Genomic DNA, 25,346 nt, shown 5'->3' with positions numbered 1-25,346 from the left:
ACTTCACCAGGCTCTTCAGGGTGCGGTACTCGGGGCCCATCGTCGCCTTCGTCCGGATCCACGACGGCTTCCGCTCGATCGGGGTCTCCGCGTTGCGGACCTCCAGGCGGAGGAGCTTGCGCCCCTCCGGCGCCACCTCGGCCTGCCCTGAGGAGCCGAGGGACGAGGCGTCTCGAAGGGTCATGCCCCGGCGATCAGCGCGTCGTACGCCGCGGCGTCCATCAGCTCGCCCGTGGCGGTCACCTTGACCACGAACAGCCACCCCTTGCCGAACGGGTCGCTGTTGACCAGGCTCGGGTCGGCGTCGACGGCTTCGTTGACCTCGACGACCTCGCCGGTCACCGGCGCGTAGAGGTCGCTGACCGACTTGGTCGACTCGAGCTCGCCACAGGGCTCGCCGGCGGTGACGACGGTGCCGACGGCCGGCAGGTCGACGTAGACGACGTCGCCGAGGGCGTCCGCGGCGTAGGCGGTGACGCCGACCCGGGCGGTGTCGCTGCCGGCGGCGATCCACTCGTGCTCGGCGGTGTACTGGAGGTCGGTGGGGTTGCTCATGGTGTTCTCCTGGGAGGTCTGGTGGGCGTCGCTGGTCGCTGGTCGCTGGCGCTCAGCTGGTGCGCTTGTAGAACGGGAGCTCGACGACGTCGGCGTCCTCGAGGGTGCCCCGCAGCGACACCTGCAGCCGGGTGCCAGGGGTGGCGAGCGCCGGGGGGACGTAGGCCATCGCGATCGGCTTCTCCAGCGTGGGGGAGGGCGAGCCGCTGGTGACGACGCCGACCTCGGCGCCGGTGGCGGGGTCGACGACCGGGTAGCCCGCGCGCGGCGAGCGGCGGCCGGTGGAGACCAGGCCGACGAGGGTCCGCTGCGGGCCCTGCTCCTTGCGCTTCGCGAGCGCCGCCTGGCCGATGAAGCCCTCGGGCTTGTCGAGGACGACGACCCGGCCCAGGTTGGCCTCGTACGGCGTGGTCTCGCGGTCCAGCTCGTGGCCGTAGAGCGGCATCCCGGCCTCGAGGCGCAGGGTGTCGCGGCAGGCGAGGCCAGCCGGGACCAGGCCGTGCGCCTGGCCCGCCTTGCTCAGCGCGTCCCAGACGGCGGCGGCGTCGGCGGGGCGGCAGTAGACCTCGAAGCCGTCCTCGCCGGTGTAGCCGGTGCGGGCGAGCAGCACGTCGATGCCCGCGACCGTCCCGGCGTCGATCGCGTAGTACTTCAGCGACGGGACGTCGAGCTCGGTCAGGCCGGCCAGGATCTCCGCGGACGCCGGGCCCTGGACCGCGATCAGCGCCCAGTCGGCCGAGGTGTCGGTGACGCTCACGTCGTAGCCCTCGGCGCGGGCCACCAGCTCGGGGGCGACCACGGCGACGTTGCTCGCGTTGGCGACCACGAGGTAGTGCTCCTCGGCGAGGCGGTAGACGACGAGGTCGTCGATGATCCCGCCGTCCTCGGCGCAGATCATCGAGTAGCGCGCGCGGCCCACGCCGATCGCTGACGGGCGGCCGACCAGGGCGTGGTCCAGCGCGGCGCCGGCGCCGGGTCCGACCAGCTCGATCTCGCCCATGTGGGTCAGGTCGAAGAGTCCGGCCGCCGTCCGTACGGCGCGGTGCTCGGCGGTCTCCGAGCCGTAGCGGACCGGCATCTGCCAGCCGGCGAAGTCGGTGAACGACGCGCCGAGGGCGGCGTGGACGTCGTGCAGCGGGGTGAGCCGCGGGGTCGCTGAAGGTGTGGTCATCGGGAGGCTTCCTCGTGGAGAGCAGGCGTGCGCCGGCTCGTGGCTGGGTTGCCTCCCCGCTCTGTCATCGCTACCTGAGAGCTTCGCCGCCCGATCGGGCGGCTTGCACCGTGGGTGCGGGCCGGTGGATCCGGTCCGTCTTTCCAGAGTTCGCCTCGTCCCGGCGGTCAGGGGGCCTGAGAGATTCTTGGGGAGATTTGCTCCTTCGGCGCCCGTCCTCGTGGGACTGGGACTCTCCCGCCGGGGTTCGAACGGCGCGATGTTGAGTTGTGACGCCAGTCATGGCGTGGCCCGAGCATACGGCATCCGGGAGCCGTCGCCCGTACCATCGGGCGGTGCCTCGCCCCGACTCCGCCGAGCGGCTGACCGGGATCGACCCGGACGAGCTCGCCATCACCCTGAAGGTCCTCCAGCAGGTCCCGCTGCTCGACCCCGAGCACGACGACGTGCGCACCATGAAGCGCGCGGCGTCGTACATGTACAAGCTGATCAAGAAGCAGCGGCGGGCCGAGATCCGGATGGAGCGGCAGCGCCACGACCAGGACATCATCGAGATGACGGCGACCGGGTCGCCGATGCGGATCGACGACGAGACCGCCGGCATCCCGCTGGTCTCCACCGCGCAGGGCGCCTTCGCCGGGGAGCTGCTCACCGCGCGCGGCTGCTACATCTGCAAGGAGGACTTCACCCTGGTCGACGCGTTCTACCACTGGCTGTGCCCGCGCTGCGCCGCGATGAGCCACGCCAAGCGCGACCAGCGCACCGACCTCACCGGCAAGCGTGCGCTGCTGACCGGCGGCCGCGCCAAGATCGGCATGTACATCGCGCTGCGCCTGCTACGCGACGGCGCACACACCACGATCACCACGCGGTTCCCGAAGGACGCCGTGCGCCGGTTCGCGGCGATGGAGGACTCGGCCGACTGGCTGCACCGGCTCAAGGTGGTCGGCATCGACCTGCGTGACCCCACCCAGGTCATCGCGCTGACCGACGACGTCGCCGCCGACGGCCCGCTCGACATCATCATCAACAACGCCTGTCAGACCGTACGACGGCTGCCGGGCGCCTACACCCACCTGATCGACGGCGAGAACACCGCGCTGCCCACGGCGGAGTCGCTGGGGGTGAAGGCGCTGCCGGAGATGGTCACCTTCGACCGGATCTCCGAGGCGCACCCGGCCGCGATCGCCGGGGCGCTGTCCTCGACCGCGGTCGCGCACCACGACGGCGAGTCGGCCGAGGCCGCCCTCGCCTCCCACAACGCCGCCTCGATGACGGCGCTCGCGCTCAAGGCCGGTGGCGCCTCGCTCGAGGCGCACCTGGCCGGCACCGCCATCGACGCCGGCGGCCTGATCCCCGACGTCCAGGACAACAACTCCTGGACGCAGGTGCTCGACGAGGTCGACCCGCTGGAGCTGCTCGAGGTGCAGTTCTGCAACTCGATCGCGCCCTTCCTGATCAACTCGCGGCTGCGCCCGGCGCTGCGCGCCGCCGTCCGGAACGGTGCCCGCCGCGCGTACATCGTCAACGTCTCGGCGATGGAGGGGCAGTTCTCCCGCCGCTACAAGGGCTCGGGACACCCGCACACCAACATGGCGAAGGCCGCGCTCAACATGATGACCCGCACGTCGTCGGGCGAGCTGTTCGAAACCGACAAGATCCTGATGACCGCCGTCGACACCGGCTGGATCACCGACGAGCGGCCGCACCACGAGAAGCTGCGGATCGCCGCCGAGGGGTGGCATGCCCCGCTGGACCTGGTCGACGGCGCGGCGCGGGTCTACGACCCGATCGTGCGCGGCGAGGCGGGCGAGGACCTCTACGGCTGCTTCGTGAAGGACTACGAGCCATCACCCTGGTGAGCTAGTGAGCGTGGTCCGATCGGGTCTGTCATCACCCATTTGGGGTACGAACGTGCATGTCCTGGAACTTTGGCCGAAGGTAGAGAGTATGCGCCGCCTCCTGTCGTTGCTGACCGTCCTTGCTCTCGCTCTCGGCGTGCTGTCGGCGCTGTCGCCGGCGGGTGCCGCCGCACAGCCCTCGGCCCCCTGGGTATCGGCCCAGGTGGTGGCCGGCGGATCGGTCACGGTGAGCCTCGACTGGGACTACGCCGGCTCCGGCCGGTACGAGATCCTGGTCTCTTCGGCGGGCCCCGACGTCTACCCGGCTGACGCGATCTCGAAGCGGATGCCGGCCGGCCCCACGCACGTCGACGTGCCGGGACTGGCCCCGGGCACGACCTACTGCTACGCCGTGACGCTCGATGGCCGAGGCGGTCCGCGCAGCTGCAAGGTCACCCCGCCGGTCTCGCGGGCCGTCGTACCGACCGGGACGTCCACCACCGCTGCCACCTTCAACCTGGGCTGCGGGTCGAAGTCGAACTGCAACGGCGGCTGGAAGTGGAAGAAGCGGCAGAAGCAGGTCGTCGCCGACATCGACCGGATGAACTCCGACATCATGGTGTTCGTCGAGGCGCACCTCGCCCACAAGTACGGCAAGAAGAAGCGTTGGATCGGCAAGGCCATGGCGCAGCGCGGCTACACGCTGGCCTGCCTGACCCAGAAGAACAAGAAGCGCAAGCTCTACAGCCAGACCCTCTACGTGCGTGCCAGCGTGTACGACGTGGTCGACGCCAAGCGCAACAGCAAGGGCAGCCGCTTCAAGATGTTCGGCGACCGCAACCACGGGTTCTGCCGGGCACTCCTTCAGCACCGGGCGAGCGGCAAGCAGATCGCGGTCGCCGCGACCCACCTGCGCAACGGCAACGCGGACGGCACGCGCCACCAGGAGACGTCCTACGTCCTCAACCAGGTCACCGGCGCCTTCCCCGGCCGGCCCACGATCGTGCTCGGTGACTTCAACTCGCACCGCGGCCTCGACCGCCGCGGCCAGAGTGACGCGCCCGGCCAGGTCATGGCGGGTGCCGGCTTCGCCGACGCCAGCGACATCGCCGCCCAGCTCACCTACCCGTACCTCAACTCCGCCCACGCCTACAAGGTCGACCCGCCGCAGTCATCCACGTGGCCGACCCATGTCGACCGGATCTTCGTCTCCGCGGGCATCACCGTGCCGAGGTGGGACAACATCGCGGTGCTGAACGGCTCGAAGTACGCCACCCCGATGGCCTCGGACCACAACCCGATCAGGGCGACCCTGTACATCCCCTGAGCGGGTTCCTAGGGTCGCAGGCATGACGGAGCCGATGCCCGCGATCGCGACCTCGTCCACTGAGGCGGTCCGGCTCCTCAGGCGAGGGTGACCTCGACCGGCACCGCGTTGCGCAGCGTGTGCCCGACCGGCGAGCTGGCGAGCACCGCACTGTGCAGCGCCTCGATCTCGGCGCGGGAGGCGGGGGAGTCGAGGGTCACGGTCGCCCGGATCGTGTCGAACCCCGCGTGCCCCTCGGCCAGGCCGAGGAAGACGTGGAGGTCGAGGTCGCCGCGCACGTCGACGCGCAGGTCGCGCAGCTCGACGCCGGCGACGGTCGCGTTGGCGGCGTACCCGACGGCGAGGCAGTTGCCGAGCGCGCCGAGCAGCTGCTCGACGGGGTTGGGCGCGGTGTCGCCCCCGCCGAGGGCCGGCGGCTCGTCGGAGGCGATCGGCGCGAAGCCACGGACCGAGGCGTGCGAGGCGAAGGCGCCGTCCCAGGTGACGTGGGCGGCCCAGGTCGTGGCGGCCTTCGCCGGGTCGTCCTGGACGGCCTGGACCAGGCCGGTCACGGCCGCGAGGTCGACGTCGTTGAGGCGGGTGCTGGTGGAGGTGGTGGTCATGGACCAAATATGACCAGATCGCTCATATTTGACGAGAGGGTCGGGCGAGGTCCTCGCGGCGTTCCCGGGAACGCCTTGCACCGGGCTGCTCGACGGGCCGCGCAGGGGCTGCCGTGGTGGCTGCCCCTCACCTGGGTACGACGCCGGACGCGCCCGCGGCCCTGAGCGTCGCGGCCCTGAGCGTCGCGGCCACGACGGCCCGGGTCTCGGCCGGGTCGATGACGTCGTCGATCTCGAAGACCCGGGCGGCGTTGAGCGCACTGGCGTGGGTACGCAGCTCGGCCGTGTGCCGGGCGACGGTGGCCTCGCGCTCGTCCTCGGGCAGCTCGGCCAGCTCGCGTGCCATCGCCAGGCGGACCGCGCCCTCCAGGCCCATCGGCCCGAGGTGCGCGTCGGGCCAGGCGACGGTGAGCAGCGGCCGGTGCGTGCTGCCGCCGAGCATCGCCTGGGCACCGAGCCCGTAGCCGCGGCGCAGCACCACGCCGACCAGCGGCACCCTCAGCCGCGCCCCCGCGTTGACCATCCGCGACGCGTGCCGGACCAGCCCGGTCCGCTCGGCCTCGGGGCCGACCATGAAGCCGGGGGTGTCGACGAGCGAGACCACCGGCAGGCCCCAGCGCTCGCACAGCTCGAGGAAGTCGGCGGCCTTGGCGGACGCGTCGGCCGTCAGGGCGCCGGCCAGGTGGGCGGACTGGTTGGCGACGACACCCAGCGCGATGCCCTCGATGCGCGCGAAGGCGGTGACCAGCTCCGGCGCCCAGGCCGCGCGCAGCCAGGTGACGCTGCCGGCGTCGGCGAGCGCCTCGACGACGGGGCGCACGTCGAAGGCCTCGCGGTCGTTGGCCGGCAGCATCGTGCGCAGCGCGGTCGGGTCCTCGGCCTCCCCGCTGCCGGCCGGGCCCTCGAGATAGGCCAGGAGCCGTCGTACGACGGCCACGGCCTCCTCCTCGTCCTCGACCAGGATGTCGATCACCCCGTTGGCGGCCTGCTCCTCGGCCGGGCCGATCTCGTCGGCGGCGAACTGGCCGAGGCCGCCGCCGGCGATCATCGCCGGTCCCGCCATGCCGAGGTTGGCGTCGGGCGTCGCGATCCGCAGGTCGGCGCACCCGGCGAGCACCGCGTTGCCCGCGAAGCAGCGCCCGGACACGACCGCGACCCGCGGCACGACGCCCTCGAGCTCGCCCCACAACGCGAAGGAGCCCACGTCGAGGGCGGAGACGATCGGCAGGTCGGTGTCGCCGGGCCGGCCACCGCCACCTTCGGTGAAGAACACCGTGGGCAGCCCCATCCGCCCGACCAGCTCGATCAGCCGGTCGGACTTGCGGTGCCCCCGCATGCCCTGGGTGCCCGCCATGACCAGGTAGTCGTAGGACAGCACCGCGCACGGGCGCCCGCCGATGGTGGCCGTGCCGCCGACGATGCCGTCCGCGGGTGCCTCGACGACCAGGTCCGCCAACGGTCGGCGCTGCTCCTGTGCGGCGGTGATGAACCGGCCGTACTCCACGAACGAGCCCGGGTCGACGAGGTCGGCGATGTTCTCCCGGGCGGTACGGCGGCCGCGGGCATGCCACCGGGCGACCTTCTCGGGACGGGCCTCGTCGGTGGTGAGGAAGCGGCGGGCGAGCAGCTCGGTCAGGCCGGTGGCGGGTGCGCGGTCGGCGGTCTCGTCGGTCACGCGGGCCATCATCGCGCAGCGAAGGGCGGCCTCCAGACCCGGCAAGCGGGGACCTAGGACCCTGCCGTGGGCGGACGTGCGGCTCCTAGCGTCGTGACCAGGCAGTCGCGCCGCAGCAGAGCATCCGCAGCAGACCAGGAGGCCCGTTCCCATGCCGACCAACCCCGTGCCCGTGGCCTCGGCCGCGCTGGCCGATCCGACCCGCCGGCGGGTCATGCCGGGAACGGCAGGCCCCGCCAGCCCGATCCTCACCTTCCTGGGCGCGGTCGGCACCGTCACGGGCAGCTGCTTCCTGCTCGAGCACGCGACGAGCCGGGTGCTCGTCGACGCCGGTCTCTACCAGGGCCCGGGCGAGCTGAGGCGGAGGAACTGGGAGCCGTTCGCCATCGATCCCAGGTCGCTGGACGCGGTGGTCCTCACCCACGCCCATCTCGACCACTGCGGCCAGCTGCCGCGGCTGGTGAAGGACGGCTTCGACGGCCCGATCTACTGCAGCGCCGAGACCGCTGCGCTCGCCGCGATCGTGCTCCGGGACAGCGCCCACCTGCTCGAGGAGGAGGCCCGCTACGCCAACGAGTCCGGCTGGACACGGCACCGGCCGGCCCTGCCGCTCTACAGCGCGCAGGACGTCGAGCAGACACTGCGGCACCTGGTGCCCGTGCTCTACGACGAGCGGCGCGAGCTGACCACGACCGTGGGGGTCCGGTTGCATCCGGCGGGGCACATCCTCGGATCGGCGACGCTCGAGGTCGACATCGCCGGCGAGGTCGTCGTCTTCAGCGGCGACCTCGGCCGCGCCGGTCATCCCCTCCTGGAGCCTCCGGCTCCGCCCGCGGCGGCGACCGCGCTGGTGCTCGAGTCCACCTACGGCAACCGCGTGCACCCGCCGGCCGAGCCGGACGTGCTCGCCGGGGCCGTGCGCCGCACCATCGGTCGTGGCGGCACGGTGCTCATCCCGGCCTTCGCCGTCGACCGGACCGAGCTGGTCCTGCTCGAGCTCGAGCGCCTGGAGCGGGCCGGACTGATCCCCCGCGTGCCGATCTACGTCGACAGCCCGATGGCGCTCGAGGCTCTCGGCGTCTACCTCCGTGCCCTCCACGACGGATCCCCCCAGCTGCGTGGGGACCGCGCCGCGGCGCTGGAGCGGCTGGGTGCGCTCGACCTCCACTCGGTCCGCGACGCCGGGGAGTCCCAACGGCTCAACGCCCCGGACCAGCCGTGCATCATCGTCTCGGCATCCGGCATGGCCACCGGCGGGCGGATCGTGCACCACCTCGCCCACCAGCTCCCCGACTCGCGCAACTGCGTCGTCCTCACCGGCTACCAGGCGCCGGGCACCCGCGGCCGGCAGCTGCAGGACGGTGCGCGCCACGTCAAGATCCACGGCCACTACGTGCCCGTGCGTGCCGAGGTCGTCGACATCCCCGACTTCTCCGTGCATGCCGACGCCGACGACCTCGTCGCGTGGGTGGCCTCGGCGCCCGCACCGCCGACGACGGTCTACGTCGTGCACGGGGAGCCGGACTCGGCCGCGGCGCTGGCCGAGCGGATCGAGGACGAGCTGGGGATCTGCGCCGTCGTCCCCACCCTCGCCGAGCGCGTCCGGGTGGACTGAGTCGGTGGCCGGACGGACCGGGGGCGCGGCGAAGTGCCCGTGCCGCCGGGACCTTGTGCCGTTCTGGTGGGGCGTCCCCGGGCGGGAGGCTGGGGGTAGCCGGACATCGGGACGGCTGGAACCCAATGCCGGCGCGTGCGCCGCCTGACCCCGGACGGAGACGACCCCCCATGACTTCCACGCCCACTTCCACGGCCCCGGCGCCCGCCGCCCCGGCCCGCCTACCCCTCGTGCTGGGGCTGTGCGGACTGGTGTCGCTGATCGCGGCCGCGGTCCTGCTGATGACCGGCGGACCCGCCGCGTCCGAGACGCGGCAGACCCCGACCGAGAGCGCCGTCGGCGACAAGGGGTCCATCGACGTCGGTGACGCCCCCTACGCCGGGAACCCGCGCAACGACCCGAAGGTGAGCTGCACCGTCACGGTGCGCTTCTTCGACTTCCTCGAGGGCACGTCGGTGACCCGCGTCGTCTTCGAGCGACCCGGCGCGGCAACGCCGATCCTGACCGGCGACGGCCTCGTCCTCGGCGCCCCGGCCGCGGGCAGTGACGGCCTCAACGCCGAGAAGCAGTACGTCCTCGACGTCGCGGTCACCCAGGACGACGCCGGGAAGAGCATCCCGGTCAAGGCCACCGCCTTCGTCACCCACGAGGGCAAGGACGGCTGGAAGAGCAAGGTGTTCAAGTGCGTCGCGCCGGACGAGCCGACCGAGCCGACCACCGAGCCGACCGAGCCGACCACCGAGCCGACCGAGCCCACCACCGAGCCGACCGAGCCCACCACCGAGCCGACCGAGCCCACCACCGCTGCGACCACGGTGCCCACCGATGCCGGTACCTCCGAGGTCGGCGGCGTGGCGACCGCCCAGCCCTCGGACGGCGGCGGGAAGAACGGTGGCGAGGTCGCCGGCGCCGAGGAGGAGGCCGTCCCGACGGTCATCGACGCCGGTGCGACGGGCTGGACCACCCGCGACCTGTGGGGCTCCGGCCTGGCCGGTGCCGGGATCGCCCTGCTGGTGGCGGCGCTGGCCATGTCGGTCACTGTTGGTCGCCGCGCGGCGTGAACGTGGCCCGGATCCGACCACGCCGGAAGGTGGCGGCGCTGGCCCTCGTGGGGCTGGCGCTCGCCACCGTCGGCGTGGTCCTGGTGAGTCCGTGGGACGACGAGCGTCCCGCGCCCGGATCCCGCACGGGAGACGGTGCCGTCGAGCAGAGCGTAGAGCCGCCCGACGAGTCGGCGACGGATCCGGCCCTCCCCACGCCGTCGGCTGGGCCCGCGGTCCACGGACGGCCCACGAAGATCGAGATCCCCTCGATCGACGTGTCGGCGCGGGTGCTCCCGATCGCGACGTCCGGTGACGTCCTCACGCCGCCGGACGACGTCAGTCTCGTCGGCTGGTGGGAGGACGGGGCCGAGCCCGGCGCCGAGCGGGGGACGGTCCTGATGGCCGGTCACACCTACAGCCGCGGTGACGGGGTCTTCGACCACCTGGCCGAGGTCACCCCCGGGGAGTCGGTGCGGGTGAGCACGCCTCAGGGCGTCGTGCACTACCGGGTGGATTCCGTGGCGATCTACCCGCGCGGGGAGATCGCGGAGCTCGCGCCGCGTCTGTTCGACGTCTCCGGCCGCCCGCGGCTGGTGCTCACGACGTGCAGCGGGTACGACGGCGAGCACTACCAGATGACGACGGTGGTCCGCGCCACGCCGGCCGGCCAGGACGTCGGCAGCGACGGGCCCGGCTGAACGAGCCAGGGCCCGCGGACGCCGTGCGGGTCAGAAGGCAGCGACTCAGAAGGCAGCGACGAGGCGCGGTGCGGCGCGGCGCGCGGTCCTCTCGGCCAGCCGGTGCCGCACGAGCTCCTCGCACAGCGACATCCGGCGCCCCTCGTCGGCGTGGTAGGCCGTCAGCATCTGCTCTGCCCGCAGCACGGCGGCCAGCACCTGACCGGCCGGGACCGCTCCGGCGTACTCGAGGATCAACCGGTCAGCGAGGTCCTGGCGGGCCTGGCGACGGGCACGTGGGTCCGACATGGGCATCTCCTTGCATCAGCGACCACCCTGCCTCCCGGTTCGGGGGCGGCGGCAGGGTCGAAGGTCCCGAGCCCGCCGGGCCCACGGGCGGTCACGTCGCCGGCCGCGGGGACACCGGTACCGCCGCGGGCACGGGGTGCGGCCTGACCAGGCGACAGGCCAGGTCGGTGGAGGCGGCCAGCTCGGTGCTCGTGTCGATCGGATGGGCGCTCGGCCAGGGGGCCGCCTCCGTGCGCATCCGGTTCGCGACGCCCTCGTCGGCGTCGGAGATCGAGTCGCGGGTGACGATGCGCCGACGGGCCGTGGCCTCGTCGATCTCGCAGCACAGCTCGACCAGGTCCGAGGAGGTCCGGGCGGCCAGGTCCGCGGCCTGCTCACGGTCGGAGGCATGGCTCCACGTGCCGTCGAGGACCACGGACTCGCCGCGGCGCAGCAGGCGCTCGGCCCGCTCGAGGACGGCGGCGTAGGTCGCCCGAGTGTGCTCGGCGGTGTAGATCCCGGCACCGAACGCGGCCGGAGCATGGGTCGCGGGGTCGAGCCCGGCGATCTCCTTGCGCACGCGGTCGGTGGACAGCACGACCATGCCGAGCCGGTCGGCGATCGCCCCGGCCAGGGTGGACTTGCCGGATGCCGGCGGTCCTCCTACCAGGACGAGGGCGACGGCGCCGGCGCGCAGGTGGTCGAGCGTCGCGGCGAGGTACGACGCGACGTCCGTGCCGTGCTGGGCGCCTCGCAGCGCGCCGACCTCGGCCCGCACGAACGCCCGGTAGGCCATGAAGTGGTGCACCAGCGACGGCGGAGCGGGATCGCCGACGCACGAGGACCAGGTGTCGATCAACAGTCGTGCCGAGTCCGCCGCCCCGAGCTGGTCGAGTCCCATCGCGAGGAAGGCGATGTCGTCGAGCCGGTCGACGTAGCGCAGGCGGTCGTCGAACTCCAGGCAGTCCAGCAGGCGCGGGCCGTCGTCGAGGCAGAAGACGTCGTCCGTCGTGAGGTCGCCGTGGCCGTCGACGACGGCACCTCGGCGCAGCCGGTCGACGAAGAGGTCCTCGCGACCGTCGAGGAAGCGGTGCACGAGGCCGGTGACCTCGCTGAGCGCCTCGGGGGTCAGCGCCGGGTGCCCGGTGGCGCCGGCGCGCGCGAGGTTCGCCTCCCACCGGGACCGCAGCGCCTGCCGCGTGCCCTCGTGGGCGATCTCGGGGCTGGTCGTCGCCCGGGTGTGGAAGGCCGCGACCTGGTGCGCGATCGCCCGGACGTCGTCGCTGACGTCCTGACCGCTCCTCACCAGGTGGGTGAGCCGCCGCTCGTCCGGAAGTCGGCGCATGACCACCGCCGGCTCGTCCGCCCCACCCGGCGCGGACAGCGAGCCCACGCCGAGGTAGACGTCAGGCGCCAGGCGTCGGTTCAGCTCGACCTCGCGCTCGCAGACCTGGCGACGTGCCGCATGCTCACGGAAGTCCAGGAAGCCGAGCTGGACGGGCTTCTTGACCTTGAACGCGAGATCGCCGAGCAGGACGACGGCGCCGGAGTGGGTCTCGGTCGCCGAGCACCACGGCTCCCAGGTCCGCCCGGGGCCGGTGGTCGAGGCCCGGTCGGCGGCCAGTGCCACCTCCGCGTCGTGGACGACCTGGAGCATCGGCACCAGGCTGTCGGGACTCAGGCTCATCGAGTCGATGCCCGCCCGCACCAGGAACTGCGCCACCTCGGGATGGTCGGAGGGGGCCTGGCCGCAGATGCCGGAGTGGATGCCGTTGCGGCGGCAGCCCTCGACGGCCAGCTCGATCATCCGCAGCACCCCGGGGTCCCGCTCGTCGTAGTCGAAGGCGACGACGTCGCTGTCCCGGTCCACGCCGAGCGTGAGCTGGGTCAGGTCGTTGGAGCCGATCGAGAGGCCGTCGAAGCGCTGGGCGAAGTCGTCGACCAGCACGACGTTGTTGGGGATCTCGCACATGGCGAACACCGCGAGGTCGTTGTTTCCTCGGGCCAGTCCCAGCTCGGCCATCCGGCCCAGCACGAGGTCGGCCTCGGCGATGCGCCGGACGAACGGCAGCATCAGCACCACGTTGGTCAGGCCCATCTCGTCGCGGACCTGCCTCATCGCCTCGCACTCGAGGGCGAAGCCCTCGGCGTAGGCAGGGTGGGCGTAACGGGACGCGCCGCGGAAGCCGAGCATGGGGTTCGCCTCGTGCGGCTCGAAGTCGCGCCCGCCCAGCAGGTCGGCGTACTCGTTGGTCTTGAAGTCGGACAGGCGCACCACGACCGGCCGCGGGTGGAAGGCAGCGGCGATCATGCCGACGCCCTCCGCCAGGCGCTGGACCACGTACGACGCCCCGTCCGGACCGACCAGCTCCTCCACCCGCGCCCGTTCGGCGGGATCGGTGACCTGGTCCGGGTGCAGCGCGGCGAGCGGGTGCACGCGCACCGACGTGCTGAAGATGAACTCCGTCCGGGCCAGGCCGACGCCGTCGCAGGGCAGCAGCGACGTGCCGAGGGCGAGCGAGGGGTTGCCGAGGTTGACCATCATCCGCGTGCGGGGACGCGGGAGCTCGTCGAGCCGGACCTGGTCGACCCGGACCTCGGCCGCACCGGCGTGGACGCGGCCGGTCTCGCCCCCGGCGCAGGACACGGTGACCTCGTCGCCGTCGCGGATCACCGCGGTGCCGTCACCGGTTCCGACGACCGCCGGCAGACCGAGCTCGCGGGCGATGATCGCTGCGTGGCAGGTCCGTCCGCCGCGGTCGGTGACCACGGCGGCCGCGGTCTTCATGACCGGCTCCCAGTCCGGGGTCGTGGTCGTGGCCACCAGCACCTCGCCGGGCTGGAACGCAGCCAGGTCGGTGGTCGAGCGCACCACCCTGACCCGGCCGGTCGCGGCTCGGTTCCCGACGGCCCGGCCGGTCGCCAGCACCGGGCCGGGGGAGACCACCGCGAAGCGCTCCATGACGGCGGTCTCGCGCGTGGCCGTGCCGGTGGCCGGACGGGCCTGGACGACGTACAGGCGCTGGTCCTGCTCGTCCTTGGCGAACTCGATGTCCATCGGACGGCCGACGTGCCGCTCGATGGACAGCGCGGCGCCGGCGAGGTCGAGCACGTCGTCGTCACCCAGGCTGAACCGTCGGCGGTCCGGGTCGGGGGTCGCCTCGTCCCGCAGGCCGTCCGGGCCGACCACGGTCCGGATCTCCTTCGTCCCCAGCCGGCGGTGCAGGACGGCGCGGAAGCCGGCCTCGTAGGTCGCCTTGTGCACGTGGAACTCATCCGGGTCGACCCTGCCCTGGACGACGTTCTCACCCACGCCCCACGCCGAGCTCAGCAGCACGACACCGCGGTGGCCGGACTCGGGGTCGAGGGTGAAGACGACCCCGGACGCAGCCGAGCGCACCATCGCCATGACGCCCACGGAGAGCGCCACGTCGAGCTGGCCGTAGCCGTGGCGAGCGCGGTAGTGCACGCCGCGGGCGGTGAACGCGCTGGCGAAGCAGCGGCGTACGGCGTCGACCAGCTCGTCCGCACCGATCACCTGGAGGTAGGAGTCGTGCTGACCCGCGAAGCTCGCCTCGGGCAGGTCCTCGGCGGTCGCACTGCTCCGTACGGCGACGGCCAGGTCCGGCCCGTGGACGGCCTCGAGTGCCTGGTGGGCGGTGCGGATCTGCGCCACCAGGTCCTCGGGCAGCTCGGCACCGGCCACGAGGGAGCGCGCCTGCTCCGCGCGCCGGGCGAGGTCGTCGGGATCGTCGAGGTCGAGGTCGGCGAAGAGCGTGCGCAGGGGGCGCCACAGGTCGGCCGACGTCAGGGTGTGCCGGTAGGCATCGGCGGTCACCGCGAACCCGTCCGGCACGCGCACGGGCGTGTCCACCAGGACCTGGTGCAGCTCGCCGATGCCGGCGTTCTTGCCACCGACCTCGGCGATGTCGGACAGGCCGAGGTCGGTGAACGCCCGCACGAACGGCGGCACCTTCGTCAGCGGCTCGCTCGTCGGCTCCATCGTCGTCTCCCTCGTGGTCTGCGTCGTGGCCTGCGTCGTGGCCTGCCTCCTCCCGATCCCACCCCCGCGGCGAGCGTCCCGGCAGGGGCGAGGGTTCCGGTTCGGCCGGGACCAAGGTCACCAACACCGGTGGCGGCGATGCGTCCCCCTCGGGGGCGGCAGACGGCTCGGGCCGTTCGTCCGGGAGGACGGGGACCAAAGGCCACTCTGTCCCGGCTGCCGGCGAACCACGATGGAGGTACGCCCCGCTTCCCGAGGGCGGACACATCGAGAAAGGACGTGAAGACGATGACGCAACTTGCTCGCAGGGGCCCCCGTACCCCGCTGACCGACATGTTCGACTGGCTCGAGACGGCGGCGCCGTTCCGTGCCGCCTGGAGCGACAGCTACATCCCGGTGGAGGAGTACGTCGCCGACGGGCGCTACGTCGTGCGCGCCGACCTGCCCGGCATCGACCCGGAGAAGGACGTCGAGGTCAACATCGCCGATGACGCCTTGACCATCCATGGCGAGCGCCGCGGGGAGGAGCACGACACCTACCGCTCCGAGATGCACTACGGGTCGTTCACGCGCCGCCTGCGGCTGCCGAAGGGCTGCCGCGCGGACGACGTGTCGGCTTCCTACGACGCGGGAGTGCTCACGGTGTCGATGCCGATCGCCGACGCGGAGACGGAGCCGGTGCGCGTCCCGATCGCCCATGGCACCCAGGACCAGTCGAGCGCTTCGTGAGGCAGGCGAGCGGCGGCTCGCTCCTGCCCGGGCAGGAGGGAGCCGCCGTCGTGCGTCGCCGGTCGGGTCCGGGTCAGTGCCGCAGGCGGGTGGCCAGGACCGCTGCCTGGGTGCGTCGCTCGAGCCCGAACTTGCCCAGCAGGGTCGAGACGTAGTTCTTGACGGTCTTCTCCGCCAGGCACAGCTGTTCGCCGATCTGACGGTTGGTCATCCCGTCCGCGATCAGCTCCAGGATCTCCCGCTCACGGTCGGTGATCCCGACCAGTGCGTCGACCTCGGGCGCCGGAGAGCGGAGCCGGTCGAGCACGCGCGAGGTCAGGGTCGGGTCGATGAGCGAGCGCCCGGCGGCGACGAGCCGCACGGCGTCGACGAGCTCCTTGCTCGATGCCTGTTTGAGGACGTAGCCCGCGGCGCCGGCCAGGATCGCGGTGAACAGGGCGTCGTCGTCGTCGTACGACGTCAGGATCAGCGCCCGGATGCCGGGGTCGACCGAGCGGATGTCGCGGCAGACCTCCATCCCGCTCCCGTCAGGCAGCCGTGCGTCGAGGACGGCGACATCGGGGCGCAACGCGGGGATGATCGCCGTCGCGCGGGCGGCGCTGCCGCTCTCACCGACGATCTCGAACTGCCCGCTGCTGCTGAGGATGTCGCGCAGCCCGCGGCGCACCACCTCGTGGTCGTCGAGGAGGAACACGCGGATCGGCGCGGGAGCCTCCTCCGCCTGGCGGGCGTCCGGGAAGACGGACGGCTCGGAGGGACCGGACCCCAGCGTGACGCAGACGGCGGCCAGCGCCCCGGTCCACGGACTGTCCTCGCTCGAGAGCCGGGCGTGCAGGCGCTCGACGTCGTCGCGCGCGTCGCGGAGGACGAGCCCGCCGCCGAGAGGGTCGTGGACGGCGGTGTCGAGCATCGAGCACAGCGCCGCGACGTCGTTGTCGGCGGCGGAGGCGGGCAGCCGGTGGGGCGGCACGGCGGTCATGGCGGTCAGGCAGCGGAGGAGCGGGGCGGCGAAGTGAGCCGGCAGCGACTCTGCGACGGCGCGGACTCGTGCTACGTGGTCGTCCCGCTGCGCGGGGCCGCAGGTCAGGAGCAGGAGCGAGCACTCCCAGACGGCGATCTCCGGTGCGTGGGCGCGCCCGCTGTCACGGAGCCGCTGGCGGCCGGTGTCGTCGGATGCCATGGTGGACAGCCTTCTCCCGGCGAGGGCCGACCGGCAGGGGCGAAGGTCCCGGTGGCACGAGATCGTGTCGCGGCAGCCGCCTCGATCAGCGGTGGGCGCCGATGTCGCGCCGCGCCCACACCGGGAGGACGACCCCCACCAGGGCGAGCGGTACCACCAGCAGGGTGAGGAAGGACGCGGGGAAGGCGTCCGCGAGTGGACCCTCCTGCAGGGCCTGGTGGAACGGGGAGAGGACCTGCGCGTCCGACAGGCCCTCGACGAACAGTCCACCCACGTAGAGCACGTACGCCGCCAGCGCCGCGCCCGTCGCGACGCCGATGGCGGGACCCCGCCGGCCGAGAACGGCGCCGGCGGTGAGTGCGATGGCGCCGTGCACGAGCCCCAGCAGGGTGCAGGCGGTGGCGCCGGCGAGAGCCGAGGCCACGGGGATCTCGAGGTCGAACAGGGCGCTGCCGGCCAGCGTGCCGACGACCGTCGCGGCACCGAGGGCGGTCACTCCTGCAGCGAGGGCCAGACCCTCGCCGAGGAGGAGGCGCGTGGTCGACAGTGGCGTCACGAGCAGGAGGTCCAGCGTGCCGGCCTCCTCCTCCCCGGCGATCATGTGCGCCCCGCGCAGGATCCCGAAGATGATGAACAGCACAGGCAGCATCAGGGAGAAGAGCTCGGCGTTCAGGAAGCCGGTGCCGGTCGACATCTCCTCGATCGAGAACATCTCCTTGAGCGCGTCCGGGAACTCGGTGAGGTAGGCGTCGAGCGAGGACATCGACGCGACCGAGGGCCACATCGCCGCCTCGAGGACGATGGACAGGACGATGCCGCTAGCCCAGGCGGGCAGGGTCCGGCGCTGGTCCCACAGGGCTTTGCGGCAGATCGTGAGCATCGGTGCGCTCCTTCGTGTAGTAGCCGAGGAAGACGTCGGCGAGGCCGGTCTCGTGGGTCCGCACGTCCACCAGGCCGTCGGGGAGGACGGCGCCGAGCAGCTCGCCGACGGGGCCGGCGAGGTCGACCTGCGCCGTGAGGCCGTGCACGCTCAGGTTGCGGACGCCGGGGACCTGCCGGATCCGCGCCGCGGGAACATGGTCGCCGAAGCTCAGGTCCACCCGGCGGGTGACCCCGGAGCGCAGCTCGGCCATGGAGCGCAGGTCGAGCAACCTGCCTTCCCGGAGGATCGCGACGTCGTCGGCCACCTCCGCCACCTCCGAGAGCACGTGCGAGCTCAGCAGCACGGTCTGGCCGCGATCCCTCGCCTCGACGAGGAGGCGGCGGAACTCCCGCTGCATGAGCGGATCGAGACCGCTCGTCGGCTCGTCGAGCAGCAGCAGCGGGGCCCGGTTCATGAACGCCTGGACGATCCCCACCTTCTGGCGGTTGCCGCGGGACAGGGTGCCGATCCGGCGGTCGAGGTCGAGCTCGAGCCGCTGCGCCAGCTCGGCGACGAAGGTCTCGTCGACGCCGCCGCGCAGGTCGGCGACGAGCCGCAGGAAGCGCCGGCCGGTCTGGTCGGCGTACCCGGTGAAGTCGCCGGGCAGGTAGCCGATCGAGGCCTGGACGGTGTCGCGCGCCCTGGTCACGTCGCGGCCGAACACCTCGACCGTCCCGGCGCTCGGCCGGTACAGCCCGGCCAGCAGCTTGATGGCGGTGGTCTTGCCGGCGCCGTTCGGCCCGAGGAACCCACAGATCGTGCCCGGAGCGACCGTGAGGTCGAGGCGGGACAGCGCGACGTTCTTGCCGAATCGCTTGCTCAGCCCGCGGGTTCGGACCGCCGGGTCTTCGGTTCCCATGGGTGGCTCTCCTCGTCGTGTGGACGCGACCCATCGTCGTCGGGCCCACCCACCCGGCTCAGGGGCGAACTGCCACCGGGCGAGGGACCTTGGGCCTCTGCGAGGTCGCCGCGCAACGGCTCGAGGATGCCGATGTCGCGACCTTCGGGGTCACGGAACATCGCGAAGCGCCCGATGCCGGGGATGGCGGTGGGACCGACCGTCTCGGTGGCGCCGAGCGCGACGCTGCGCGCGAGCGAGGTCGCGACGTCGTCCACCGCCACGTAGAAGGTGAGGTACGCCGGGGTCGGTTCGCGCACGTGCAGGATGCCGCCGCCCATGCCGTCGCCCTCGGGGGCGACCAACGCGTAGTCAGGGCCAGCCGGGGTGATGTCCCACCCGAACAGCTCCGCGTAGAAGGCCTTCACCCGGTCGGCGTCGCGAGCGCCGATCTCCCAGTGGATCACTCCGTGAGCCATGGTCCTCGCTCCGTTCTCGCCCCGTGGGGGCGCTGTGCTCACCGGCTCACGAGCCGGACCAGGTCGGCGAGCCGGTTGGTGTAGCCCCACTCGTTGTCGTACCAGCCGAAGACCTTCACCAGCGGCCCCGAGGCCTGGGTGAGGGTGCTGTCGAACACGCACGAGGACGGGTCGAGGACGATGTCGGAGGAGACCAGCGGCTCGTCCTCGTAGGTGAGCAGGCCCGCCAACGGACCCGAGCTCGCCGCGGCCTCGAACGCGGCATTGACCTCGTCGGTGCTCACGGCGCGCTCGAGCAGGACGCCGAGGTCGACGATCGAGCCGTCGACGACGGGCACCCGCAGCGCCCGCCCGTCCAGCCGGCCCGCGACCGCGGGGATCACCTCGCCGACCGCGCGGGCGGCCCCGGTGGTGGTCGGGATGATGTTGACCGCTCCGGCACGGGCCCGGCGCGGGTCCTTGTGCGGTGCGTCGAGGATGTTCTGGTCGTTCGTGTACGCGTGGACCGTCGTCATCAGCCCGTGCTGGATCCCGAACGCGTCGTGCAGCACCTTCACCATCGGTGCGGCGCAGTTGGTCGTGCAGGAGGCGTTGGAGACGACGTGGTGCCGCTCCGCGTCGTACGTCGAGTCGTTGACGCCGACCACGATCGTGGCGTCCACGCCCTTGCCGGGGGAGGAGAGGACGACCTTGCGGGCGCCGGCGGAGAGGTGTTCCTGCGCCTGCTCGCGGGTCTTGAACCGCCCCGTGCACTCGAGCACGACGTCCACGCCGTGGCCCGCCCAGTCGATCCCTCCCGGCTCGGGGGAGCGGGTCACGGTGATCTTGCGGTCGCCCACCAGCAGGAGGTCGTCGCCGCCGACCTCGACCTCGGTGGGGAAGGGCCCGAAGGTGCTGTCCCTGCGGAGCAGGTGCCGCAGCGACACGAGGTCGACGACGTCGTTCACCGCCACCACCTCGAGATCGGGGACCTGGGCGGCCAGCCTCAGGAAGGCGCGGCCGATGCGTCCTGCTCCGTTGATACCGATCCGCACCACGTTGTGTCTCCTTGCTCCGGGGGTCTCGGGGTGGCTGGTGCACCCCCGGCCAGCCTGACCCGCGGGCGGTCCACGGGGCCGGGGTCGTCGGGCACGAGTGCGCGGGACCAAATGCCCCTGGCGCCGCGACGCCGGACCCTGCTCCTGGGCGGTCGGGGGCGGACACGATCACGATGACCCACTCGCCACCCCCCGGAGGTTCCGCCATGGAGGTCGACTCCCGTGCCCCGATCGTCGTCGCGACGGACGGGACCGACCGCAGCGCCGGAGCCCTGCGCTACGGCGTCCACGAGGCGCGACGCCGCGGCGTCGCCCTCAAGCTGGTGCACGTCGCGCCGACGGCGACGATGACCGACCCGATGTTCGGTTACGCGCCGGAGCTCGCCCAGGACCTGCAGGCTCACGGCCGCACGGTGCTCGCCGACGCCACGAAGGCCGTCCGGGACATCGACCCGGGGCTCCCCGTCGAGTCGGTCCTCGCCGTCGGCATGCCGGTGGGGCAGATCGTGGACGCGGCCGCCAGCGCCCAGCTGGTGGTCCTGGGGCGCGAGACGAGGAGGGGGCTGGAACGGCTGCTGACCGGCGCGACCACCGCCGCCGTCGCCGGCCACGCGGCGGTGCCGACCGTCGTCGTCCCGGGGGACTGGCAGCTGGTGGAGCACGGACGGATGGTGGTCGGCATCGAGTCCGAGGAGTGCGCCCGTCCGCTGCTCAGCCGGGCCTTCGAGCGTGCCGCGCAGCGCGGCGCCCAGCTGGTCGTCGTCCACGCGTGGGACCTGCCGGTCCCGAACGGCAGCCTGCCCGATCCCGACCGCTACGTGCAGGAGTGGCGGGCAGCCGGGGCGCACCTGCTGTCGACCGTCCTGGGCGAGTGGCGGCGGGCCTACCCCGGTGTGGCGGTGGAGACCTCGGTGGTCCACGGTCAGGCCGCCCACGCGCTGGTGGTGGGCGCCGAGGCCAGCGACCTCCTGCTGGTCGGGCGCCGCGCGCGGGGCCCGTTGCACTGGGCGCACCTGGGCGCAACGGCGCGAGCCGTGCTGCGCGGATCGCGGGTCCCGGTGGAGGTCGTTCCGCTCGCCGAGGAATCGCACGGGTGACGACGTCGGGGGCACCCGTGCAGGAGGGAAGCGGCCTCACCTCGACGGAGGCCGCCCGGCGTCTGGACCGGGACGGCGAGAACGTGGTCCCGCGAGCGGCGCCACGCAGCCTGGTCGGCCGGGTGGCGCGTCAGCTCGCCGACCCGATGATCGTCCTTCTCTGCGGCGCCTTCGTCGTCGTGCTCGCCCTGGGCGACCGGGTCGACGCGGCCATCATCAGCGCGGTGGTCGTCCTCAACGCGGCCATCGGCGTCGTGCAGGAGATGCGGGCCGAGCACGCCATCGCGGTGCTCGACGAGCTCGCGTCCCCCCAGGCCCGGGTACGGCGTGACGGCCGGCTCGTCGAGCTGCCGGCTGCCCGGCTGGTGGTCGGCGACCAGGTGCGACTCGAGGCCGGAGACGTGGTCCCCGCGGACCTGGTGCTCACCGAAGCGGTCGCGCTGGAGGTCGACGAGGCGGCGATGACGGGGGAGTCGGTGCCGGTCCGGCGCGACACCGGCGAGGAGGTGCTGTCGGGCACCGTCGTCACCCGTGGGCGGGCCTTCGCGGAGGTGGTCCGCACCGGTGCGGAGAGCGGACTCGGCCGGATCGCAGCCCTGATCGCGGCCACCGGGCTGCGCCCCACGCCCCTGCAGCGGCGCCTGTCCCGCCTCTCCCGGCAGCTGGTGGTGATCACGGCCGCGCTCGCCGGCCTGGTGCTCGTGCTCGCCGTGCTCCGGGGAGCAGCGCTGGCCGACTCGTTGATCCTCGCCGTGAGCCTCGCGGTCGCCGCGATCCCGGAGTCGCTCCCGGCGGTCGTCTCGGTGGCGCTCGCGCTCGGGGCGCTGCGGATGTCCCGCAGGTCGGCCATCGTCCGCTGGCTGCCGGCCGTCGAGACGCTGGGATCGGTCTCGGTGCTCGCGTCGGACAAGACGGGCACCCTCACCGAGGGCCGGATGACGGTGCGCCGCACGTGGACGGTGGAGGGCTGGTGCGACGTCGAGGGGCCGGCGTACGGCCGCGGCGGTACCGTGCGGGGCGACACCGCGCAGGGTGCGGCCGTGGCACGGCTGATGCGGGACGTGGTGCTGTGCAACGACGCCCGGATCACCGCCGACGGGGACAGCTGGTCCGGGATCGGCGACCCGCTCGAGGTGGCGCTGCTGGTGGCCGCGGCCCGGCTGGACGAGAACCTCCTCGGCGTCGCCGGGGAGTGGCGTCGGGTCGGCGAGACCCCGTTCGACAGCGAGAGCCGGTCGATGGTCACGGTGCACCAGCGCGGCACGGGGGAGCGCCTGGAGGTGGTCAAGGGCGCACCCGAGGTCGTCCTGGAGCTGGTCGCCGCCTCCCACGAGGCCGAGCAGGCCAAGGCCGAGGCGCACGCGATGGCCAGCGAGGGCTACCGGGTGCTCGCGGTGGTCGACGTCCCGGACGGCGGACCTGCCCGGCTCGCGGGACTGGTCGGCGTGATCGACCCGCCCCGCGACGACGCGGCGGCGGTCGTGAGTGCCTGCCGGGCCGCCGGGATCCGGCCGCTGCTGATCACCGGCGACCACGCGGAGACCGCGCTGGCCGTCGCCCGCCAGGTCGGGATCGCCGGCCCCGACAGCGAGGTCGCGGACGGCGAGGTCGTCGCCCGCGGAGACCATGTCGCCCGGGTCGACCACATCGACGTGTATGCCCGCACCCATCCCGAGCAGAAGGTCGACATCATCGATGCCTGGCAGGCCCGCGGGCAGGTGGTGGCGATGACCGGTGACGGCGTGAACGACGCCCCGGCCCTGCGACGTGCGGACATCGGGGTGGCGATGGGCGGGCGCGGCACCGAGGTGGCCCGCCAGGCAGCGGACCTCGTCCTGGCCGACGACGACCTGCGCACCGTGGTCACCGCGGTGGCGGAGGGGCGGCGGATCTACGCCAACATCCGGACCTTCCTGAGGTACGCCCTCTCCGGTGGTCTGGCCGAGGTGCTGGTCATCCTGCTCGCACCCTTCGTCGGGATCGCCACCCCGCTCCTGCCCGGCCAGATCCTGTGGATCAACATGCTGACGCACGGCGTACCGGGCGTGGCCTTCGGCGGGGAGCCGCTGGACCCGGAGCTGATGCGACGGCCGTCGCCGTCGCCGGAGCGTTCGGTGCTCGGCGGCGGGCTGGTCGGACGGATCCTCGTCGGCGGCGCCCTGATCGGTGCGGTCAGCATCGCGGCCGGCCTGCTGGCCCGGGCGATGTCGTGGCACACGACCACGGTCGTGTTCCTGACGCTGGGGCTCGCCCAGCTGGCACTCGCCCTCGCGCTGCGGGCGCCACGCTCGACGCGACGACTCGGCGAACGGGCCCTGGAGGTCTCGGTGGCGGTGGCCGTCGCCCTGCAGGTCCTGGCCGCGACCTGGTCGCCGCTCCAGGACCTGCTCGGGACCCGCTCGCTCGAGCCCAGGGCCTGGGCCGCGGTGCTCTTGCTCGCGGTGCTGCCGGGCGCCGTCGTCGCGGTGGCCGCCCGCCGCCGCCGTCGCGGGGCGGCTCAGCCGGCGTCGTCGCCCGGGTCGGGCGCCAAGCCGGGCTGGAAGTGATGGACCTCGGCGTCCGGGCCGGGGAAGAACACCGACTCGTGACCGTTGTCGGACCAGCGCACGACGTACGGCGGGCTGCCGTCGGCGTGCCGGACCTGGATGATCTCGCCGTCGCGGACCGGGCCACCGACCCGATCGCTGTGGACGATGAGGCGATCACCGACGGATGCGTACATTCGCCACTCCTCTCCCCGGGACGCGGGCGCGTCGTCCAGCTCGACTCTCGCGCGGGCCCGGAGCTGACGACAGTGCCGGAGGTCCTGCCGAGCGGGTGACGTGCGCCTCTCCTCGGCCCGGGCGCCGCCACCCACGATGGGAGGGTGCGCGCGTGGGAGGTGTCGGGACGGCCCGGCGAGACGGAGCGGCTGCGGCCGGTCGACAGGCCCGAACCGGTCCCCGGTGCCGACGAGCTGCTGGTGCGCGTGACGGCGTGCGGCGTGTGCCGCACGGACCTTCACCTGGCCGATCTCGAGCTGCCGCCACGCCGGCCCGGCGTCGTACCGGGGCACGAGGTGGTCGGCGTGGTCGTCGACACGGGGAGCGCCACCACCCGGCTCCGCGTCGGCGCCAGGGTCGGGATCGCGTGGCTGCGCTCGACCTGCGGGCAGTGTCCCGCCTGCCGCCGGGGCCGCGAGAACCTGTGCCGGCAGGCCAGGTTCACCGGATGGGACGTCGACGGAGGCTTCGCCGATTACGCCGTCGTGCCCGAGGCGTTCGCCTACGAGCTGCCCGACGGCTTCACCGACGAGGAAGCGGCGCCTCTGCTGTGCTCGGGCATCATCGGCTACCGCGCGCTGCGTCGCGCGAACCTGCCACCGGGTGGCCGGCTCGGCATCTACGGGTTCGGGGCCAGCGCCCACCTGACCGCACAGATCGCCGTGCGGCAGGGCGCCGAGGTCCACGTGCTGACCCGCGACCCGGCGGCCCGCGCGCTCGCACTCGAGCTGGGAGCAGCGTCGGCCGGACCCGCTGACGGCCGGCCGCCGCACCTCCTGGACAGCGCGATCCTCTTCGCTCCGGTCGGTGACCTGGTCCCGGTCGCCCTCGAGGCGCTGGACCAGGGCGGCACGCTCGCGGTCGCGGGGATCCACCTCACCGACGTCCCGGTACTCGACTACCAGCAGCACCTCTTCCGCGAGCGCACCCTGACCTCGGTCACGGCCAACACCCGTGCGGACGGCGAGGAGCTGTTGCGCCTCGCCGCGCTGCTCGACCTACGACCGTCGGTCACGACGTACTCGTTCACCGCGGTGGACCGGGCGCTCGACGACCTGGCTGCCGGCAGGTTCGCGGGTGCGGCCGTGGTCCGCATGGCGACGGACTGATCCGGCGGTGCCGGGAGGGACCTTCGGTTCCGGATTCGGTGACCTTCGGTCCTGGCGCGGAACCTCGCCGCGCGGCATGATCGGAGAAGCGGCAGACCCCGGTCCTTCGGCCGGTCGAACCCGCAGGCGCCGGCCCGCCGGCAGCCGCGAAGTGTTGGTGGTCCCTGACCACAGACCCGCCGTCGTCACGACGGATGCAGCGGCAGCGACGGCGGGTCGGCCGCTTTGTCCGCGAACCGCCACGGCCCTCGCTCCCGCACCCCGTCGCCGGTCCTACCGCTGCGAGAGGAAGGCGACGCAGCCGGCCACGGTCGTGGGGGGGGGGGGGGGGGGGGGGGGCGCCCCCGAGCGCAGGCGCGCCGGCGGCAGCGCGGGGGGCGCGAGCGAGGGGCGGGG

Annotated in this window: 21 protein-coding genes, 1 pseudogene and 2 riboswitches; of the genes and pseudogenes, 9 read left to right on the top strand and 13 right to left on the bottom strand. The window is 73.1% G+C overall.

The genetic code is table 11. From position 1 onward, the window contains the following. The 3 genes and pseudogenes from KU893_RS14830 to gcvT form a co-directional block, all read right to left on the bottom strand. Positions 1–184, bottom strand: a pseudogene (locus KU893_RS14830) (hypothetical protein); the annotation flags it as partial. After that, positions 181–555 carry a glycine cleavage system protein GcvH gene (gene gcvH, locus KU893_RS14825; RefSeq protein ID WP_218235150.1) on the bottom strand — a complete coding sequence of 125 codons (375 nt, stop codon included), beginning with the start codon at positions 553–555 and terminating at the stop codon, positions 181–183. The pseudogene KU893_RS14830 and the gene gcvH, both read right to left, overlap by 4 nt. A gap of 52 nt (positions 556–607) precedes the next feature. Next, entirely contained in the window at positions 608–1,726 is a 1,119-nt protein-coding gene (gene gcvT, locus KU893_RS14820; protein WP_218235149.1) for a glycine cleavage system aminomethyltransferase GcvT, read from the bottom strand. A gap of 51 nt (positions 1,727–1,777) precedes the next feature. Beyond that, a riboswitch (glycine riboswitch) is annotated at positions 1,778–1,880 on the bottom strand. Next, positions 1,881–1,976, bottom strand: a riboswitch (glycine riboswitch). It lies immediately after the preceding riboswitch. Positions 1,977–2,061: 85 nt separating this feature from the next. Here gcvT and KU893_RS14815 point away from each other — a divergent pair. Together KU893_RS14815 and KU893_RS14810 are read left to right on the top strand one after the other, a co-directional pair. Then, entirely contained in the window at positions 2,062–3,588 is a 1,527-nt protein-coding gene (locus KU893_RS14815) for an SDR family NAD(P)-dependent oxidoreductase (protein ID WP_257441300.1), read from the top strand. An 88-nt stretch (positions 3,589–3,676) separates the two neighbouring features. Further along, a complete protein-coding gene (locus tag KU893_RS14810; protein ID WP_218235147.1) occupies positions 3,677–4,894 on the top strand; it encodes an endonuclease/exonuclease/phosphatase family protein in 1,218 nt (405 codons plus the stop codon). 77 nt (positions 4,895–4,971) lie between these two features. Here the strand turns inward: KU893_RS14810 and KU893_RS14805 are convergent, their stop codons facing one another. Together KU893_RS14805 and KU893_RS14800 are read right to left on the bottom strand one after the other, a co-directional pair. After that, positions 4,972–5,496: an OsmC family protein gene (locus KU893_RS14805; RefSeq protein WP_218235146.1), complete on the bottom strand. Its 525-nt coding sequence runs from the start codon at positions 5,494–5,496 to the stop codon at positions 4,972–4,974. Between the two features lie 127 nt (positions 5,497–5,623). After that, positions 5,624–7,171: an acyl-CoA carboxylase subunit beta gene (locus KU893_RS14800; RefSeq protein ID WP_218235145.1), complete on the bottom strand. Its 1,548-nt coding sequence runs from the start codon at positions 7,169–7,171 to the stop codon at positions 5,624–5,626. A gap of 151 nt (positions 7,172–7,322) precedes the next feature. On the opposite strand from KU893_RS14800, the gene KU893_RS14795 reads away from it, so the two are divergent. The 3 genes from KU893_RS14795 to KU893_RS14785 all read left to right on the top strand — a co-directional run bounded on the left by KU893_RS14795 (position 7,323) and on the right by KU893_RS14785 (position 10,527). Then, positions 7,323–8,786 carry an MBL fold metallo-hydrolase RNA specificity domain-containing protein gene (locus KU893_RS14795; RefSeq protein ID WP_246592684.1) on the top strand — a complete coding sequence of 488 codons (1,464 nt, stop codon included), beginning with the start codon at positions 7,323–7,325 and terminating at the stop codon, positions 8,784–8,786. A 170-nt stretch (positions 8,787–8,956) separates the two neighbouring features. Continuing rightward, positions 8,957–9,847 (top strand): hypothetical protein, encoded by an 891-nt coding sequence (locus KU893_RS14790; RefSeq protein WP_218235144.1) that lies wholly within the window; start codon positions 8,957–8,959, stop codon positions 9,845–9,847. A gap of 2 nt (positions 9,848–9,849) precedes the next feature. Further along, positions 9,850–10,527 carry a class F sortase gene (locus KU893_RS14785; RefSeq protein WP_218235143.1) on the top strand — a complete coding sequence of 226 codons (678 nt, stop codon included), beginning with the start codon at positions 9,850–9,852 and terminating at the stop codon, positions 10,525–10,527. Positions 10,528–10,572: 45 nt separating this feature from the next. Here the strand turns inward: KU893_RS14785 and KU893_RS14780 are convergent, their stop codons facing one another. Both KU893_RS14780 and ppsA read right to left on the bottom strand, forming a co-directional pair. Next, positions 10,573–10,815 carry a hypothetical protein gene (locus KU893_RS14780; RefSeq protein WP_218235142.1) on the bottom strand — a complete coding sequence of 81 codons (243 nt, stop codon included), beginning with the start codon at positions 10,813–10,815 and terminating at the stop codon, positions 10,573–10,575. 91 nt (positions 10,816–10,906) lie between these two features. Further along, a complete protein-coding gene (ppsA, locus tag KU893_RS14775; protein WP_218235141.1) occupies positions 10,907–14,797 on the bottom strand; it encodes a phosphoenolpyruvate synthase in 3,891 nt (1,296 codons plus the stop codon). Positions 14,798–15,085: 288 nt separating this feature from the next. Here ppsA and KU893_RS14770 point away from each other — a divergent pair, with 288 nt between their 5' ends. Continuing rightward, complete coding sequence (locus tag KU893_RS14770; RefSeq protein WP_218235140.1) at positions 15,086–15,526, top strand: Hsp20/alpha crystallin family protein; 441 nt, start codon at positions 15,086–15,088, stop codon at positions 15,524–15,526. Between the two features lie 73 nt (positions 15,527–15,599). Here the strand turns inward: KU893_RS14770 and KU893_RS23810 are convergent, their stop codons facing one another. The 5 genes from KU893_RS23810 to gap form a co-directional block, all read right to left on the bottom strand. Beyond that, positions 15,600–16,706 carry a response regulator gene (locus KU893_RS23810; protein ID WP_344770896.1) on the bottom strand — a complete coding sequence of 369 codons (1,107 nt, stop codon included), beginning with the start codon at positions 16,704–16,706 and terminating at the stop codon, positions 15,600–15,602. Between the two features lie 85 nt (positions 16,707–16,791). Then, a complete protein-coding gene (locus KU893_RS14760; RefSeq protein ID WP_218235139.1) occupies positions 16,792–17,586 on the bottom strand; it encodes an ABC transporter permease subunit in 795 nt (264 codons plus the stop codon). Continuing rightward, a complete protein-coding gene (locus KU893_RS14755) occupies positions 17,525–18,487 on the bottom strand; it encodes an ABC transporter ATP-binding protein (protein ID WP_218235138.1) in 963 nt (320 codons plus the stop codon). Before KU893_RS14755 ends, KU893_RS14760 begins: the two co-directional genes overlap by 62 nt. Continuing rightward, the gene (locus KU893_RS14750) at positions 18,448–18,945 is read right to left on the bottom strand and encodes a VOC family protein (RefSeq protein ID WP_218235137.1); all 498 of its coding nucleotides are present in this window, start codon (positions 18,943–18,945) and stop codon (positions 18,448–18,450) included. The genes KU893_RS14755 and KU893_RS14750 overlap by 40 nt, the downstream gene beginning before the upstream one ends. Before the next feature lie 38 nt (positions 18,946–18,983). Then, positions 18,984–19,982 (bottom strand): type I glyceraldehyde-3-phosphate dehydrogenase, encoded by a 999-nt coding sequence (gap, locus tag KU893_RS14745; RefSeq protein WP_218235136.1) that lies wholly within the window; start codon positions 19,980–19,982, stop codon positions 18,984–18,986. A gap of 206 nt (positions 19,983–20,188) precedes the next feature. On the opposite strand from gap, the gene KU893_RS14740 reads away from it, so the two are divergent. Beyond that, a complete protein-coding gene (locus KU893_RS14740; protein WP_218235135.1) occupies positions 20,189–21,079 on the top strand; it encodes a universal stress protein in 891 nt (296 codons plus the stop codon). Then, positions 21,076–23,625 (top strand): cation-translocating P-type ATPase, encoded by a 2,550-nt coding sequence (locus KU893_RS14735; protein WP_218235134.1) that lies wholly within the window; start codon positions 21,076–21,078, stop codon positions 23,623–23,625. Before KU893_RS14740 ends, KU893_RS14735 begins: the two co-directional genes overlap by 4 nt. Here KU893_RS14735 and KU893_RS14730 read toward each other — a convergent pair. Beyond that, positions 23,577–23,801, bottom strand: coding sequence for a DUF1918 domain-containing protein (locus KU893_RS14730; RefSeq protein ID WP_218235133.1), 225 nt, complete (start codon positions 23,799–23,801; stop codon positions 23,577–23,579). The genes KU893_RS14735 and KU893_RS14730 overlap by 49 nt on opposite strands. Before the next feature lie 144 nt (positions 23,802–23,945). On the opposite strand from KU893_RS14730, the gene KU893_RS14725 reads away from it, so the two are divergent. Further along, complete coding sequence (locus KU893_RS14725) at positions 23,946–24,950, top strand: zinc-dependent alcohol dehydrogenase family protein (RefSeq protein WP_218235132.1); 1,005 nt, start codon at positions 23,946–23,948, stop codon at positions 24,948–24,950. The last annotated feature ends 396 nt before the right edge of the window (positions 24,951–25,346 follow it).

The sequence above is a fragment of the Nocardioides daeguensis genome (assembly GCF_019192965.1).
GTDB classification, from domain to species: Bacteria; Actinomycetota; Actinomycetes; order Propionibacteriales; family Nocardioidaceae; genus Nocardioides; species Nocardioides daeguensis.
This window is presented reverse-complemented; position numbering and strand designations above follow the sequence as displayed.